The 14,900-nt window shown below is 65.2% G+C and carries 18 protein-coding genes; 7 read left to right on the top strand and 11 right to left on the bottom strand.

What is annotated here, in order from left to right:
* Positions 1-53: 53 nt before the first annotated feature.
* Positions 54-1,391 carry an ATP-binding protein gene (locus tag ACNQFN_RS16580; RefSeq protein WP_068636138.1) on the bottom strand — a complete coding sequence of 446 codons (1,338 nt, stop codon included), beginning with the start codon at positions 1,389-1,391 and terminating at the stop codon, positions 54-56.
* Complete coding sequence (locus ACNQFN_RS16575; protein WP_068636139.1) at positions 1,388-2,143, bottom strand: response regulator; 756 nt, start codon at positions 2,141-2,143, stop codon at positions 1,388-1,390. The genes ACNQFN_RS16580 and ACNQFN_RS16575 overlap by 4 nt, the downstream gene beginning before the upstream one ends.
* 204 nt (positions 2,144-2,347) lie before the next feature.
* On the opposite strand from ACNQFN_RS16575, the gene ACNQFN_RS16570 reads away from it, so the two are divergent.
* Complete coding sequence (locus tag ACNQFN_RS16570) at positions 2,348-2,890, top strand: Spy/CpxP family protein refolding chaperone (protein WP_418647021.1); 543 nt, start codon at positions 2,348-2,350, stop codon at positions 2,888-2,890.
* Between the two features lie 73 nt (positions 2,891-2,963).
* On the opposite strand, the gene aceA is transcribed toward ACNQFN_RS16570, so the two are convergent.
* The 4 genes from aceA to clpS form a co-directional block, all read right to left on the bottom strand.
* Positions 2,964-4,277 carry an isocitrate lyase gene (gene aceA / locus ACNQFN_RS16565; protein ID WP_068636141.1) on the bottom strand — a complete coding sequence of 438 codons (1,314 nt, stop codon included), beginning with the start codon at positions 4,275-4,277 and terminating at the stop codon, positions 2,964-2,966.
* Between the two features lie 327 nt (positions 4,278-4,604).
* Positions 4,605-5,084, bottom strand: coding sequence for a ribonuclease E activity regulator RraA (gene rraA / locus ACNQFN_RS16560; protein WP_068636142.1), 480 nt, complete (start codon positions 5,082-5,084; stop codon positions 4,605-4,607).
* Positions 5,085-5,266: 182 nt separating this feature from the next.
* Positions 5,267-7,546, bottom strand: a complete 2,280-nt coding sequence (clpA, locus tag ACNQFN_RS16555; RefSeq protein ID WP_418647020.1) for an ATP-dependent Clp protease ATP-binding subunit ClpA — start codon at positions 7,544-7,546, stop codon at positions 5,267-5,269.
* Entirely contained in the window at positions 7,547-7,855 is a 309-nt protein-coding gene (gene clpS, locus ACNQFN_RS16550) for an ATP-dependent Clp protease adapter ClpS (RefSeq protein WP_068636212.1), read from the bottom strand.
* A gap of 50 nt (positions 7,856-7,905) precedes the next feature.
* Between clpS and ACNQFN_RS16545 the strand changes: the two genes are divergently transcribed.
* Positions 7,906-8,133: a hypothetical protein gene (locus ACNQFN_RS16545; protein ID WP_157659112.1), complete on the top strand. Its 228-nt coding sequence runs from the start codon at positions 7,906-7,908 to the stop codon at positions 8,131-8,133.
* Positions 8,134-8,296: 163 nt separating this feature from the next.
* Complete coding sequence (locus ACNQFN_RS16540; RefSeq protein WP_002924494.1) at positions 8,297-8,500, top strand: cold-shock protein; 204 nt, start codon at positions 8,297-8,299, stop codon at positions 8,498-8,500.
* 207 nt (positions 8,501-8,707) lie between these two features.
* Here the strand turns inward: ACNQFN_RS16540 and rpmG are convergent, their stop codons facing one another.
* The 3 genes from rpmG to radC form a co-directional block, all read right to left on the bottom strand.
* Complete coding sequence (rpmG, locus tag ACNQFN_RS16535; RefSeq protein WP_068636144.1) at positions 8,708-8,875, bottom strand: 50S ribosomal protein L33; 168 nt, start codon at positions 8,873-8,875, stop codon at positions 8,708-8,710.
* 25 nt (positions 8,876-8,900) lie between these two features.
* Positions 8,901-9,137: a 50S ribosomal protein L28 gene (gene rpmB, locus ACNQFN_RS16530; RefSeq protein WP_068636145.1), complete on the bottom strand. Its 237-nt coding sequence runs from the start codon at positions 9,135-9,137 to the stop codon at positions 8,901-8,903.
* Positions 9,138-9,259: 122 nt separating this feature from the next.
* Positions 9,260-9,937 (bottom strand): RadC family protein, encoded by a 678-nt coding sequence (gene radC / locus ACNQFN_RS16525; protein WP_068636146.1) that lies wholly within the window; start codon positions 9,935-9,937, stop codon positions 9,260-9,262.
* A 126-nt stretch (positions 9,938-10,063) separates the two neighbouring features.
* Here radC and coaBC point away from each other — a divergent pair, with 126 nt between their 5' ends.
* From coaBC to ACNQFN_RS16505, 4 genes are all read left to right on the top strand, one after another.
* Positions 10,064-11,260, top strand: coding sequence for a bifunctional phosphopantothenoylcysteine decarboxylase/phosphopantothenate--cysteine ligase CoaBC (coaBC, locus tag ACNQFN_RS16520; protein WP_068636147.1), 1,197 nt, complete (start codon positions 10,064-10,066; stop codon positions 11,258-11,260).
* Positions 11,261-11,312: 52 nt separating this feature from the next.
* Positions 11,313-11,762: a dUTP diphosphatase gene (gene dut, locus ACNQFN_RS16515; protein WP_068636148.1), complete on the top strand. Its 450-nt coding sequence runs from the start codon at positions 11,313-11,315 to the stop codon at positions 11,760-11,762.
* Complete coding sequence (locus ACNQFN_RS16510; protein WP_418647019.1) at positions 11,762-12,226, top strand: NUDIX hydrolase; 465 nt, start codon at positions 11,762-11,764, stop codon at positions 12,224-12,226. The genes dut and ACNQFN_RS16510 overlap by 1 nt, the downstream gene beginning before the upstream one ends.
* Before the next feature lie 61 nt (positions 12,227-12,287).
* A complete protein-coding gene (locus tag ACNQFN_RS16505; RefSeq protein ID WP_341643996.1) occupies positions 12,288-12,902 on the top strand; it encodes a c-type cytochrome in 615 nt (204 codons plus the stop codon).
* Between the two features lie 165 nt (positions 12,903-13,067).
* Here the strand turns inward: ACNQFN_RS16505 and ACNQFN_RS16500 are convergent, their stop codons facing one another.
* Positions 13,068-14,345, bottom strand: a complete 1,278-nt coding sequence (locus ACNQFN_RS16500; RefSeq protein ID WP_418647018.1) for an FCSD flavin-binding domain-containing protein — start codon at positions 14,343-14,345, stop codon at positions 13,068-13,070.
* 15 nt (positions 14,346-14,360) lie between these two features.
* Positions 14,361-14,660, bottom strand: a complete 300-nt coding sequence (locus ACNQFN_RS16495; RefSeq protein WP_068636151.1) for a c-type cytochrome — start codon at positions 14,658-14,660, stop codon at positions 14,361-14,363.
* Positions 14,661-14,900: the final 240 nt, after the last annotated feature.

The raw sequence follows: 14,900 nt of genomic DNA, 5'->3' as shown, positions 1-14,900 counted from the left end.
GAACCACATCGGCACGCCGCGTGCGCGGAATCCGGATCAGGCCTGTGCGGAAATCACTGCTGCGCTGCAGCTTCGCCTGAGCGCGGCAGCAGGACCGTGGCTTCCAGTCCGCCTGCGGCGGCATTGCGCAGCTGTACTTCGCCACGCTGACGGCGCAGCAGGTTGCGGGTGATGGCAAGGCCCAGGCCGGTGCCGCCGGTTTCCCGGTTGCGCGAGGTTTCGAGCCGGTAGAAGGGCTCGAAGACTTTTTCCAGCTGATCTTCCGGCAGGCCGGGGCCACGGTCGCGGATGCGGATCTCGAAGGCGCCCGGCCTGGCGGCGACGGCGATGTCGACTTCGCCGCCGAACTTGACGCCGTTCTCGATCAGGTTCCACAGCGCGCGCCGCAAGGCCGTCGGCTGGGCGACCAGCGGTGCATCGGCACGGCCGTCGAGCCGGACTTTCCAGCCCATGTCGGTGGCGTCGTCGCGCAGGGCTTCGAGCAGCCGGTCGAGGTCGATCGGCTGCGCAGGCGTGGCGTCGTCCAGGCTGCGGGCATAGGCGAGCCCTTCCTTGACCAGTGCCTGCATGCTGTCGAGATCGGCCTGGATGCGGCTGCGAAGCTCATCGTCGTCGACCAGCTCCGCGCGCAGCCGCAGCCGCGTGATCGGCGTCTGCAGATCGTGCGAGATGGCGGCCAGGATGCGGGTGCGCTCGCTGACATAGTCGCGGATGCGCTGCTGCATCTGGTTGAAGGCTTGAGCGGCCTGGCTGACTTCGGTCGGACCCTGGGTGTCGAGCGGCGCGCGCTCCGGATCCTCGCCGAGCGCACGGGCGGCTTCGGTCATGCGCGACAGCGGGCGGGTCGCCAGCCGGACCGCGAACCAGGTCAGCAGGCCGACGCCGCCGACCAGCGCGGCCAGCGCGGCGATCAACTGATCCGGCTCGGGTGGACGGATCGGGGGTGAAGGCGGGATGCCGGGCAGGCGGACCTGCAGCGGGATGCCGTCGGCGAGCTCGACCACGGCGACCACCACGGCATGCGGCATGCCGGGACGGTTCTGGGCATAGGCCGCGGTGGTCCGCTCCGGCATCGCGGCACGCAGCGCCGTGGGCAGTGGGTGGCCGGCGGGCAGCGGCTGCAGGCGTTCGGACGGCTGGCGCAGTGCCAGCCGCAGCCGGCGGCGGCCGAGTTCGTCGATCCAGCGCGCGCGCTCGGCGGGGCCGAGGCGATCGAGCACGTCCGCGGCGGCGGCGATCTCCTGGGCCACGCTCTCGAACAGCGCGCTGCGCCCGATGCGCTCGCGTTCGCTGACGAAGAGCGCGACGCTGACCGCGATGACGACCAGGACGCCGACCAGCAGGATCAGCATCAGGCGGGCGAACAGGCTGCGGGGCCAGGGCAGTTTCATGAGGCGTCCGGAGCGACGACGCTGACCTCGGTGGCCAGCACGTAGCCTTCGTTGCGCACCGTCTTGATGATCGCCGGTTCGCGCGCGTTGTCGCCGAGGCGCTGGCGCAGGCGGCTGACCTGCAGGTCGATCGAGCGGTCGAAGACGTCCGCTTCGCGCCCCTGGGTCAGTTCCATCAACTGGTCGCGCGACAGGACTTTCTGCGGGTGCGACAGGAAGATCGACAGCATGCGGTATTCCGCGCCCGACAGGGCGACGACGGTGCCGGCCGTGTCGATCAGGTGGCGGTTGACGGTGTCCAGCCGCCATTGGGCGAAGCGCAGCTCGCGCGCATTGGCCGGCGGCGCGGCGTCGAGGTTGGGCGGCAGCGCGCGCGTGCGGCGCAGCACGGCGCGGATGCGCGCGTACAGTTCGCGCGGCACGAAGGGCTTGGTCAGATAGTCGTCCGCACCCATTTCCAAGCCGAGGATGCGGTCCATGTCGTCGCCGCGGGCGGTGAGCATCAGGATCGGGATGTTCGACGGCGGGCCGCCGGCCGCGCGCAGGTTGCGGCACAGGGTCAGGCCGTCCTCGCCCGGCATCATCACGTCGAGCACGATCAGGTCGATGCGGTGCTGCTCCAGTGCGGCTTTCATCTCGCGCCCGTCGGCTGCGGTGGTGCAGCGCAGGCCCTGCTTTTCGAGGTAGTCGGCGAGCAGGTTGCGGATGTCGCGGTCGTCATCGACGATCAGGATGTGGTCTTGCTGGCTCATCGCATCGGTGCCGGTGTTTTCGATGGGGCGAATCTTAAGCCTCCGCCCACCTGCTTTTGTATCCCAGCGTATCAATCCGGGGGTGGGAGACACGAGGCTGCAAACCGGGGGGATACGGACAAACGCGGCTTACATCAAGGTGTTGAAATGACTCCGTCGCCCGAACGGACGGGCACGACGAACCAAACCGAAAGGAGAAGCACCATGAAGACCTGGATGAAGACCTCGATCGCCGCCGCCGTCATCGCCACCGCCGGTCTCGGCACCACGGCCGCGCTTGCCTGGGGCGGACATGGCTACGGCCCGCATGGCGGCAAGGCCAGCTGCGCACAGATGGAGCCGGCACAGGTGAAGCAGCGCATGGCCCAGCGCGTCGAACTGCAGATGGCCCGGCTGGAGCTGGCGCTTGCCTTGAGTGCGGAGCAGAAACCGGCTTTCGAGACCTTCAAGAATACGATGAAGGCACGCGCCGAGCGCATGGCGGAGACCATGGCCGCAGGTCGCGCGGGAGCCAGGCCGGCGACCGCGATCGAGCGCATGCAGCGCATGGAGGAAGCCGGCAAGCTGCGCCTGGCCGAGATGGCGGAAACCCGCAAGGCGGTCGAAACCTTCTATGCCACGCTCGGCAGCGCGCAGAAGACGGTGTTCGACGCCGAGTTCCAGAAGGCGGGGCGCCATGATTTCGGCAAGAAGGGTGACAGGGGCCCCGGCAAGGGCGAACGCGGCATGCGTGAGCCGCGCGGCTGATCGGCGCGCTGCCCGAATGGAAAAAGGCCATCCCGCGGGATGGCCTTTCGTCTCGATGGGAGAGCAGTCCGGCTTAGTGGAACTGCTCTTCCTCGGTCGAGCCGGTCAGCGCCTTGACGCTGGACGAACCGCCCTGGATCACGGTGGTCACGTCGTCGAAGTAGCCGGCACCGACTTCCTGCTGGTGCGACACGAAAGTGTAGCCTTGTTCGCGGGCGGCGAACTCGGGTTCCTGCACCATTTCGACGTAGTGCTTCATGCCTTGGCCGCGGGCGTAGGCGTGGGCGAACTTGAAGGTGTTGAACCAGTTGACGTGGATGCCGGCCAGGGTGATGAACTGGTACTTGTAGCCCAGCGCCGACAGTTCGTCCTGGAACTTGGCGATGGTGGCGTCGTCGAGGTTCTTCTTCCAGTTGAAGGACGGCGAGCAGTTGTAGGACAGCAGCTTGCCCGGGCAGGCGGCATGCACGGCCTGCGCGAACTCGCGGGCAAAGCCCAGATCAGGGGTGCCGGTTTCGCACCAGACCAGGTCGGCATACGGCGCGTAGGCGATGCCGCGGCTGATGGCCTGCTCCAGGCCGTTCTTGACGCGGTAGAAGCCTTCCTGGGTGCGTTCGCCGGTGAGGAAGGGCTTGTCGTTGGCGTCGTGGTCCGAGGTGATCAGGTTGGCTGCTTCGGCGTCGGTACGGGCCAGGATGATGGTCGGCACGCCCATGACGTCGGCGGCGAAGCGGGCGGAGATCAGCTTCTCGACCGCTTCCTGGGTCGGCACCAGCACCTTGCCGCCCATGTGGCCGCACTTCTTCACCGCTGCCAGCTGGTCTTCGAAGTGCACGCCGGCGGCACCGGCGGCAATCATGTTCTTCATCAGTTCGAAGGCGTTCAGCACGCCGCCGAAGCCGGCTTCGGCGTCAGCCACGATCGGCAGGAAGTAGTCGATGAACTCCTTGTCGCCGGGGTTGATGCCGCGCGACCACTGGATTTCGTCGGCGCGCTTGAAGGTGTTGTTGATGCGGCGAACCATGGTCGGCACCGAGTCGTAGGCGTACAGCGACTGGTCCGGGTACATGGTCTCGGAGGTATTGCCGTCGGCGGCGACCTGCCAGCCGGACAGATACACGGCCTCGAGGCCGGCCTTGGCCTGCTGCATGGCCTGGCCCGCGGTGATGGCGCCGAAGGCATTCACGTAGCCTTTCTTGGCGCCGCCATTGACACGCTCCCACAGCAGCTTGGCGCCGCGCTGGGCCAGCGTGTATTCGGGCTGCAGGCTGCCGCGCAGGCGGACGACGTCGGCGGCGGAGTAGCCGCGCTTGATGCCTTTCCAACGGGGGTTCTCGGCCCAGTCCTTTTCCAGAGCGGCGATTTGCTGTTCGCGGGTCAGCGTCATGATGCTTCCTTTTCAGTGCAGAAGGGTGTCAACCATCGCGGCCGGTTCGGGCGTCGGTCGCGGTGTATCCGTCGCAAGGGCATTCGAGGGAAAAACGCCTTGTCGATGGGAAAGAAGTATAGGAGGGTTTCCGCTTAGCAGCAATATGTCTTATATAAGACATAAGAAAGAATTTTTATCAATGAAAACATTGATTTGTTTTTCTGATTTCGGAAGGTGAAACGAAAGTGAGCCTTGTGAAATGGATTTCCACACTTCGGTGCTGCACTGCGGTGTCCGTGCTCGTGCGGAGCCCGCGTCCCGCAGCGGTTCCGTGCACGCGATGCGTCAGAGCAGGGCGGTTTCCGACACGACGACGCCGTCCTCGTCGGCATAGACGTGGTGGCCCGGCACGAAGCTCACGCCGCCGAAGCTCACGGGCACATCGACTTCACCGACATTGCGCTTGACCGTCTTGCGCGGATGGGTGCCGAGGGCGAAGACGCCGAGGTCCATGCCGCCGATGGCCTTCGAGTCGCGGATGCAGCCGTAGACGATGATTCCGGCCCAGCCGTTCCTGACGGCCAGTTCGGCGAGCTGGTCGCCCACCAGCGCGCAGCGCATCGAGGCGCCGCCGTCGATGACCAGTACCCGGCCGTTGCCGGCGGATTCGACCGCCTTGCGCACGAAGGAGTTGTCTTCGAAGAGCTTCAGCGTGCTGATCGGGCCGCCGAAGGCGCTGCGTCCGCCGTAGCTGCGGAACATGGGGCTGACGACGGCGAGCTTGTCGTCGTGGGCGTCGCACAGATCGGCTGTCTGGATGTTCATGTCTGCTCCTTGTCGATGGGGTGGCTTGTCGCCGGCAGCGCGCATGATAGTCCAGCGTCCTGTGCCGTGGCATGCAGGAGGCGGGGGATATGTGCCCAGGTCGCGCCGATGCTGAGATACGGACAGCGCAAGAAAACGGCGCCTCCCGCAAAGGGGAGGCGCCGTCCGGCGGTGAGAGGATGTCAGGCGGTCGCGGCGGTTTCCGCTTCCTCGAAGACCAGCGTGACCTTCTCGTCCTCGTCGAGCTCGATGCTGACCTTGCCGCCATTGGCCAGGCGGCCGAACAGCAGTTCGTCGGCCAGCGCGGAGCGGATCGTGTCCTGGATCAGGCGTGCCATCGGACGGGCGCCCATCAACGGATCGAAACCCTTTTCGGCCAGCCAGGCCTTCAGTTCGTCGCTGAAGTGCGCCTCGACCTTCTTCTCGTGCAACTGGGCTTCGAGCTGCATCAGGAACTTGTCGACCACGCGCAGGATGACTTCGTTGTCGAGCGCCTTGAACGAGATCATCGCATCCAGCCGGTTGCGGAACTCGGGCGTGAACAGGCGCTTGATGTCGGCCATCTCGTCACCGGCCTCGCGCTTGGCCGAGAAGCCGATCACCGCCTTCTGCATCGATTCGGCGCCCGCATTGGTCGTCATGATGATGATGACGTTGCGGAAATCCGCCTGCCGGCCGTTGTTGTCGGTCAGCGTGCCGTGGTCCATGACCTGCAGCAGGATGTTGTAGATGTCCGGATGGGCTTTCTCGATCTCGTCGAGCAGCAGCACGCAATGCGGCTTCTTGGTGATCTGCTCGGTCAGCAGGCCGCCCTGGTCGAAGCCGACGTAGCCTGGCGGCGCGCCGATCAGGCGACTGACCGCATGGCGCTCCATGTATTCGGACATGTCGAAGCGCACCAGTTCGATGCCCAGCGTGTAGGCGAGCTGGCGTGCGACTTCGGTCTTGCCGACGCCGGTGGGACCGGAGAACAGGAAGGAGCCGATCGGCTTCTGCGGGTTGCCGAGGCCCGAGCGCGACATCTTGATCGCCTTCGCCAGTGCTTCGATCGCGGCGTTCTGGCCGAACACCACGTTCTTCAGGTCGCGATCGAGCGTCTTCAGTGCAGCCTTGTCGTCGTTGGACACCGTGCGCGGCGGGATGCGGGCGATCTTGGCGACGATCTCCTCGATCTCGTTCTTGCCGATGGTCTTCTTCTGCCTCGACTTGGGCAGGATGCGCTGCGCGGCGCCGGCCTCGTCGATGACGTCGATCGCCTTGTCCGGCAGATGGCGGTCATTGATGTACTTGGCCGACAGTTCGGCGGCGCTCGACAGCGCCGAATTGCTGTACTTGATGCCGTGATGCTCCTCGAAGCGGCTCTTGAGCCCCTTCAGGATCTCGACCGTTTCGGCCACCGAGGGCTCGACGACGTCGATCTTCTGGAAGCGCCGCGACAGGGCGTGATCCTTCTCGAAGATCTGGCGGAATTCGTTGTAGGTGGTCGCGCCGATACACTTCAGCTGGCCCGAGGACAGCGCCGGCTTCAGCAGGTTGGAAGCATCCAGCGTGCCGCCCGATGCCGCGCCCGCACCGATCAGGGTATGGATCTCGTCGATGAACAGGATGGCGTTCGGATTCTCGGTGAGCTGCTTCAGCACGGCCTTCAGGCGCTGCTCGAAATCGCCGCGGTACTTGGTGCCGGCGAGCAGGGCACCCATGTCGAGGGCGAACACCTGGGCATTCTCGAGGATTTCCGGCACGCGGCCTTCGATGATTCGGCGTGCCAGGCCTTCGGCGATCGCCGTCTTGCCGACGCCGGCCTCGCCGACCAGCAGCGGGTTGTTCTTGCGCCGCCGGCACAGGGTCTGGATGACGCGCTCGACTTCCTTCTCGCGTCCGATCAGCGGGTCGATCTTGCCCACCAGTGCCTGCTGGTTCAGGTTCTGGGTGTAGCTTTCGAGCGCGCCGCCGGCCGACTTCTCGTCCTGTTCCTGGTCGGCATTCTGATCCGATTCGCTGCGGTTCTGCGCGCCGCTGCCCTGCGGCGGGCTCTTGGCGATGCCGTGCGAGATGAAGTTGACGACGTCCAGGCGCGAGATGTTCTGGCGCTGCAGGTAATAGACGGCGTGCGAGTCCTTCTCGCCGAAGATCGCCACCAGCACGTTCGCGCCGGTGACTTCCTTCTTGCCCGACGACTGCACGTGCAGGATGGCGCGCTGGATGACACGCTGGAAGCCGAGTGTCGGCTGGGTGTCGATCTCGTCGCTGCCTTCGATGCGCGGCGTGTGCTCATTGACGAAATTGCCCAGTTCCTGGCGCAGCTCGTCGATGTTGGCCGAACACGCGCGCAGCACTTCGGCCGCCGACGGGTTGTCCAGCAGGGCGAGCAGCAGGTGCTCGACGGTGATGAATTCGTGACGCTTCTGACGTGCCTCCACGAAGGCCATGTGCAGGCTCACTTCAAGCTCTTGCGCGATCATTCAATTTTCCTCCATCACGCATGCCAGCGGATGTTGATGCTGACGAGCAAACGAGGCGACCTGCTCGACCTTGGTCGATGCGATGTCCCGGGGAAAGACGCCGCACACCCCCATGCCCTCTCTGTGAACTTGGAGCATGACTCGCGTGGCACGTTCGCGATCCATGCCGAAATATTTCTGCAGAACGACGATGACGAAATCCATCGGCGTGTAGTCGTCGTTGAGCAGAAGCACCTTGTACATCGGTGGTGGACGGGTGCGCGTCCGCTTCGCCTCGAGGACGAATTCATCTTGTTTCCGGGTACCCATGAAAACCATTCTAATGAAGTCATTGCGGAGTGCAACACAGGAGAAACACGATGAGCGAACTTTCTGACGCCTTTCGTGGCTGGTGCGAATCCGGCCGTGCCCTTGCCGGTGCCGTCGCGCAGGGATGGAGTGCCGATCGTGCGCTGCGAAAAAACCTGGAGCCCTTGCCGCTCAAGACAACTGGGTTGTTTTCCGCGAATTTCAAGGGGTTCGGCTGTTGCGCCGCCGCAAAAAAATGCCGTGGTCAGACCGTTGACGCTCTTCGGGCAACTGCGTAAAAACGAGGCCGTGCGCAGTCTTGGCTTGATACGACGCTTTCCCGGAGCGTTCCCGGAATCCGGTTTCGGGGTGCTTTCCGTCGATGCTTCTTCAAGTTGCTGGCGGCGCCGATATACCGGCCGGAGATGGCCGCATCAAGCAACCTTGAAGGAACGAAGCAATATGGCAACTGGTACCGTGAAGTGGTTCAACGATTCCAAGGGTTTCGGTTTCATCACGCCCGATGATGGCAGCGAGGATCTGTTCGCGCACTTCTCCGCCATCAACATGAGCGGTTTCAAGAGTCTGAAGGAAGGCGAGAAGGTTTCCTTCGAGGTTACGCAGGGACCCAAGGGCAAGCAGGCATCCAACATCCAGCGCGCCTGAGTCCAGCGTACCTGAAGCCGGAGACACCGGAGCCGTATCCGGCGGACATCATGTCTGCTTCATCGTACGTTCGATTTGAAGCAGCGCCGGATGCAAAAGGCAGAAGGGCCATCGATCACTCGATGGCCCTTCTGCCTTGGTTCGCTTGCTCTGCTAGCCTGTGCCCTTGGTGCTTCCGGGGCGCCTGCCGTGCCGGCTTCGGCGAGCTTACTTCAGCTTGATTTCCTTGTACGGCACGTGCTTGCGAGCAACGGGATCGTACTTGTTGAATTCGAGCTTTTCCGGGGTGGTGCGCTTGTTCTTCGACGTGGTGTAGAAGTGCCCCGTACCGGCGGTGGATTCGAGCTTGATCTTTTCGCGGATGCCCTTGGCCATGGCGTTCTCCGTTTAGTGTTGTTGCTTACAGCTTCTCGCCGCGGGCGCGAAGCTCGGCAACGACGACGTCGATGCCCTTCTTGTCGATGGTGCGCAGGCCGGCATTGGAAACGCGCAGGCGGATCCAGCGGTTTTCGCCCTCGCTCCAGAACCGGCGGTTTTGCAGGTTGGGCAGGAAGCGGCGCTTGGTTTTGTTGTTGGCGTGGGAAACGTTATTTCCCACCATCGGTGCTTTACCGGTCACTTGGCAGACGCGAGCCATACGATGCTCCAGGGGATTCTGATTGCGGAAAACGCACGAGGATACTGCATCCTGGGTCAGGAAGGCAAGTGCCGGGTGCGGGAAATTGCTCGTGGGGCCGGCATTGGAACCGATTTCCCGCCTCAAAGCAAGCCGCGTTCGGCAAACGAGACCGGCTTGCCGTGCGCGGGGACGACGAAGTGGTCGAGAACGCGGACGTCGATGAGGGCAAGCGCATCCTTGAGCGTGCGGGTCAGCACTTCGTCGGCCGTGCTCGGTTCGGCGGCGCCGGACGGATGGTTGTGGGCGAGGATCACCGAAGCGGCGTTGCGCGACAGCACGAGCTTGACGACTTCGCGCGGGTAGACGCTGGTCTGCGTCAAGGTGCCGCGGAACAGGTCCACCGCCTCGATCAGGCGATGGCGGGCGTCGAGCAGCATGATGCAGAAGGTTTCGTGCGGCAGATGGCCGAGCCGCAGGCCCAGCCAGTCGCGCACGGCCTGGGGCGAATCGAACAGCGCACGCTCGGACAGCGTTTCGCCCAGCGCGCGCCGCGCCAGTTCCATGACGGCCTGCAGTTGGGCATACTTCGCCAGCCCCATGCCGGGCAGGGCGGCGAAGTCGCTCGCGCTGGCCGAGCACAGCCGGGTCAGGGAGCCGAAATGGCTGATCAACTGCCGTGCGAGATCGACGGCGGTATGGCCCCGGATGCCGACGCGCAGGAACAGGGCGAGGAGCTCGGCGTCGGACAGGGCGCCCGCACCGCGGGCGAGGAGTTTTTCGCGGGGGCGTTCGTCTGCGGGCCAGTCGGTGATTGCCATGGGCGCGGGTTCCTTCAGGCTGGCGGGGAAGGCTGATTGCCGAAGATGCAGGCTCTCCGGCAGGCTGCTTCCGCCCGGGATTGTCGTCGAATGCAGCGCGGTGCTGCGGGATTATAAGCTGATGTCATGAATACACTACAGGGCAGGAAGATCGTCGTCGGTGTGACGGGCGGCGTGGCGGCCTACAAGGCGGCGGAGCTGGTGCGGCTGCTGGGCAAGGCGGGAGCGGACGTACACGTCGTGCTGACCGAGGCGGGCGCGCGCTTCGTGACCGCGGTCACGTTCCAGGCGCTGTCGGGCAACCCGGTCTGGAGCGACCTGTGGGATGCGCGCATGCCGAACAACATGGCGCACATCGATCTCGGCCGCGACGTGGATGCCATCCTGGTGGCGCCGGCCACGGCCGACTTCATCGCCCGGCTCGCCCAGGGGCGGGCGGACGATCTGCTGACCACGCTGTGCCTGGCCCGGGACGTGCCGCTGATCGTCGCCCCGGCGATGAACCGGCAGATGTGGGAGGCGCCGGCCACCCAGCGCAACGTGGCATTGGTGCGCGGCGATGGCGTCACGCTGTTCGGCCCGGCGGCAGGCGAGCAGGCCTGCGGCGAGGTCGGCATGGGGCGGATGCTCGAAGCCGAGGAACTGCTCGAACACCTGGAAGCGTATTTCGTCGCCAAGCGCCTGGCCGGCCGCAAGGTCGTGCTGACCGCCGGCCCGACTTTCGAGGCGATCGATCCGGTGCGCGGCATCACCAACATCAGTTCGGGCAAGATGGGCTATGCGCTGGCGCGCGCCTGCGCCCAGGCGGGCGCCGAGGTCGTGCTGGTGAGCGGGCCGGTCGCGCTGCCGGTGCCGGCCGGCGTCCGGCGGATCGGCGTGGCGGGCGCGCGCGACATGCGCGACGCGGTGCATGCGGCGCTGCCGGGGGCGGACGTGTTCATCGGCGTCGCCGCGGTGGCCGACTACCGGCCGCTGGAAGTCGCCGAGCACAAGATGAAAAAAAAGGATGGCATCCTGACGCTGGAACTGACCCAGAATCCGGACATCCTGGCCGAAGTCGCGGCCTTGCCGGATGCGCCTTTCTGCGTCGGTTTCGCTGCCGAGAGCCGGGATCTCGACGCCTACGCCGAAGGCAAGCGGCAGAAGAAGCGCCTGCCGATGCTGGTGGGCAACCTGGTGCAGGACGGCATGGGTTCGGACGACAACGTGGTCGTGCTGTACGACGATGCGGGCCGCCATCCGCTGCCGCGGGCGCCGAAAACCGAGCTCGCCCGCGGCATCGTCGAGCACCTGGCCGGCCTGCTGGAAGCGGCGGGGCGCTGAGGCCTGCCCCGAACACCGGACGTGCGCTGCGGCGCCGGCCAAGGAGATGAAAATGCATCGCATCGACGTGAAACTGCTCGACGAACGGCTCAAGGCGCATCCGCCGGCCTATGCCACCAGCGGGGCCGCCGGCCTCGACCTGCGGGCCTGCCTGCCGGCGCCGATCACCCTGCATCCGGGGGAAACCACGCTGGTGCCCAGCGGGCTGGCGATCCATCTGGCCGATCCGGGCCTGGCGGCGATGGTGCTGCCGCGTTCCGGGCTGGGCCACAAGCACGGCATCGTGCTGGGCAACCTGGTCGGCCTGATCGATTCGGATTACCAGGGGCAGATCTTCGTTTCGGTGTGGAACCGCGGGCGCGCCAGTTTCACCATCCAGCCGATGGAGCGGATCGCACAGCTGGTGGTGGTGCCGGTACTGCAGGTCGGCTTCAACGTCGTCGACGATTTCGATGCCAGCGAGCGCGGCGCCGGCGGTTTCGGCAGCACCGGCAAGCACTGATGCAGCATCCGGGCATTCCGACCGGCGTGCACGTCGTCTGCGAGCGCGAAGGCCGGGTGCTGCTGATGCGCCGTGCCGGCACGGGCTTCTTCGACGGGCGCTACAGCCTGCCCGGCGGGCACGTCGAGCCGGGCGAATCGGTCCTTGCCGCTGCAGTGCGCGAACTGCGCGAGGAAACCGGCCTGTCGGTGCTCGAGCGCGATCTCGAATGGCTGGGGGTGGTGCATCGCCTGTCGGACACCAATCGCATCGACTTCTTCGTGCGTGCGGCCCGCTGGAGCGGCGAGCCGGAGAACCTCGAGCCCGGCAAATGCGACGACATGGTGTGGTGCGCACGCAAGCAGTTGCCCCAGCCGATGGTTGCCTACGTCGAGGCCGCGCTGCGGCAGACACAGACGCCGTGGATGCTGGAACTCGGCTGGTCCTGCACGACAGGCCGCATTCAGCGCTGCGGTGGATTCTGATATTTTCCCTCGTGCCGGGTTTGATTCTCTTGCCGCGGAGCGCCATGGGGGAATGATGAAAATGTGGAAGAAGACCGTGTCGACGGCAGGCTTTGCCTGCTGTCTATCTTTTGCTGCAACTGCCGCGGATTTGCCCGAAGTCGATCTGGAGCGGGCTGCGCAGATCAGCGCCGGACGCTGTTCGCTGTGCCATGGGGCGGACGGGGAGAGTGCATCGGCCCTGTATCCGCGGCTGGCGGGCCAGCATCACCAGTACATCGCCAGGCAACTGGCGGACTTCCAGTCCGGCCGGCGCAAGAGCGACACCATGGCCAGCATGGCGGAGGGCCTGACGCCCGAGGAAATGCTGGCGCTGGGCGTGTTCTTCGAAAGCAAGCCGACCAAGCCACGCCAGGCACGCGATGCCGAACTCGCCGGCGTGGGGCGCTTCGTGTTTCATCGGGGCAACGAGGAATCGGGCGTGCCCGCCTGCGCTTCCTGTCATGGCGAGCGGGGGCTCGGCACCGACCAGTTGCCCAGGCTCGCCGGACAGGTGCCCAAGTACATCGAGAGCCAGTTGAAATCCTTCGGCCAGCGCGAGCGTACCAACGACAACGCAGTCATGCATTCGATCGCGTCGAAGCTGACCGAACTGGAGATCAAGGCCGTATCGCTCTACGTCAGCACGCTGGACTGATCCCCGGGTTGCTCGGCCTTGCCGTGCCACAGCACGGGCTGCGGCCTCGGTGTCGTGCTCCGGCCTTGTTCTCGCTTCGAATGCAGGCCGGCATGAGCGGGCAGGGATGAAAAAACGGGAGCGGGCCGATGGCCGCGCTCCCGTTCTCGAAGCGGAGATGATGTCTCAGGCCAGCATGTCGGCCCAGATGTTCCTCGCCCAGGCCAGTGCCGCCTTGCCTTCGATCTCGTTGGCGGCTGCCGATACGCCGCCTGCGCCCTGTACCGGCATCGGCTGCTTCTTCTCGGCGTCGTACTGGTGCACCGAGGCGACGTGGATGACGTTGCGGTCGTCGACGAAGCTGTAGCAGGTGTTCATCACCACCGGCGCCGGGTTGGGGGCGATGCCGTCGAACAGGTTCAGGATCGCCGCCGCCGCCACCTTGGCGTGCTGGTTGGCCATGTGGCCGGACTTCGGCATCGTCGGCGCCGGGAACAGCGCGTCGCCCAGCACATGCACGCCCGGCACGCCCTTGGCTTCCATCGTCAGCCAGTCGATGTCGACCCAGCGCTCGTTGATCAGCGGCAGGCCGGCCTTCAGCGCGATGTCGCCGGCCCGCATCGGCGGGATCACGTTCAGCACATCGGCCTTGACGCTGTCGAATTCGAGTTCGGCGGTGAGGCTGGCCGCATCGACGCTCTGCAGCGAGCTGTTGGGCACGTACTCGATCAGGCCCTTGTAGCTTTCGAAAGCCTTGGTGAACAGCCCCTTCTTCGACTGGATTTCTTCGTTGGAATCGAGCACCAGCACTTTGGATTTCGGCTTGGCGGCGCGCAGGTAATTGGCGACGACGCAGGCGCGCTCGTAGGGGCCGGGCGGGCAGCGGTAGGGCACCTTGGGAATGTGCAGCGCGAACACGCCGCCATCGGCCATGTCCTGCAACTGCTTGCGCAGCAGCACGGTCTGGGGGCCGGCCTTCCAAGCGTGCGGGATGCGCTCTTGATTGCCGTCCAGTCCGCCGACTGCACCGGGGATGAAATCGATGCCGGGCGACAGCACCAGGCGGTCGTAGCCCAGCGAACCGTTCCGCGCCGTGGCGACCGTGCGCTTGTCGGTGTCGATGGCGGTGACTTCGTCGGTGACGATACGAACGCCCCATTTCGACTTCAGGTTGTCGTAGCCGACCGTGATGTCTTCCATCTGCTTGATGCCGCCGATCACGAGGTTCGAGATCGGGCACGAGATGAAAACGGGGTTGCGCTCGATCAGCGTCACGTCGACCGTGCCATTGCTCCACATGCGCAGGTACTTGGCCGCGGTCGCGCCGCCGTAGCCGCCGCCGACGATGACGACGTGGCCCCGGCTCTTGCCGCCCGCCGTGGCACAGGCGGACAGTCCGGCGAGCGTGGTGCTGCCTGCTGCGGCGATGCCGGCGGTCTTGAGAAAATCGCGTCTGGTGAACATCGTCCTGTCTCTCCCTTATTTCTGCGCCGCGAACCAGGCGGTGATGAGCGTGAGCTGTTCATCGGTGTAGCCCTTGACGATCTGGTGCATGATCGTCGCCGGCTTGTCGCCCGACTTGAAGTCCATCAGCTTCTGCATCAGCTTGTCCTGGGCTTCACCGGCGAGAGAGTCCATGCCGCCGACGCTGTGTCCGTTGGTGCCGTGACAGTTCGCGCAGGTGGCGGCGAGGTTGCGGGCCAGATTGGGGTCCTGGGCCTGCGCCGCAGCGCTGAGCCCGACGAGGCCGAGCATGGCCAGGGCGTGCTTGAGATTCACAAGGATGTCCCTCCGATTCTTGTACCGATATGGAGTGCGCCAGGCCCCGAAAGGGCCGCCCGGCGCGCATTCTGTGTGCAGGCGAGGGCCGGCGACGCAGAGTATAGCCACATCGATGCTGCGGCATGCGCAAGCTTTCCGCATTGCTTTGCAGGAATCGCGGCCAATGCTGCGCTGCATAAATATTAGTTCTTGACTATATTTTGATGCGCTTTTAGATTGAGTCTAAATAGGCAAATG

Origin of the sequence: Thauera butanivorans, assembly GCF_048398245.1 — a bacterium.
Taxonomy (GTDB): domain Bacteria; phylum Pseudomonadota; class Gammaproteobacteria; order Burkholderiales; family Rhodocyclaceae; genus Thauera; species Thauera butanivorans.
The sequence above is the reverse complement of the archived record's forward strand: the minus strand, read 5'-3'. Positions and strand labels throughout refer to the sequence as shown.